Origin of the sequence: Arthrobacter sp. BB-1 (genome assembly GCF_006151685.1) — a bacterium.
Lineage (GTDB): Bacteria > Actinomycetota > Actinomycetes > Actinomycetales > Micrococcaceae > Arthrobacter.
Genome location: NZ_VDEV01000054.1, coordinates 1 through 642, shown reverse-complemented (window position 1 = coordinate 642; position 642 = coordinate 1). Strand labels below are relative to the sequence as shown.

The window sequence follows — 642 nt, the reverse complement described above, 5'->3', positions numbered from 1 at the left end:
CGCGAAGCCCACCGGGGAGATGTCCGTGGGGCCGTGGAAGCCGGACTTGATCTGGTACTGCGCGGCGAAATCCATCACTTTCTTCAACGGGCTGATCCCGCCGAAGTGCGTGGACGCGGCCCGGACATAGTCGATCAGCTGTTCCTTGATCAGGGTCTGGTAGTCCCACACCGTGTTGAAGATTTCACCGATCGCCAGCGGGGTGGTGGTGTGCTGGCGGACCAGGCGCAGGCCCTCCTGGTTCTCCGCCGGGGTGCAGTCCTCCAACCAGAACAGGTCATACGGCTCCAGCGCCTTGCCCAGCTTGGCGGCCTGGATCGGCGTCATCCGGTGGTGCCCGTCATGCAGCAAAGGGATCTCCGGGCCGAACTCGTTCCGGACCGCCTCAAACACGGTGGGAAGGTGCCGCAGGTACGCCCGGGTATCCCAGTCCTCCTCCACCGGGAACGCGCCCCGCCCGGCGGGCTCGTAGTCATACCGCTCCCCCGAAGCCTGCGCCTGCGCCGCCACCCCGTAGACGGCCTTGATGCCGGGGACGGCGGTCTGGATCCGGATCGACTTATACCCGAGTTCCAGGTGCTCCCGGACGGAGTCGAACAGCGACGGCAAATCAGCACCCGAGGCGTGCCCGTACGCGCGCAA

Annotated in this window: 1 protein-coding gene; it reads right to left on the bottom strand. The window is 66.4% G+C overall.

Annotated elements, in window-relative coordinates; translation table 11 throughout:
* Window positions 1–642: enolase C-terminal domain-like protein (locus tag FHJ30_RS21215; protein WP_306669407.1), on the bottom strand; the 642-nt coding region annotated here is incomplete at both ends.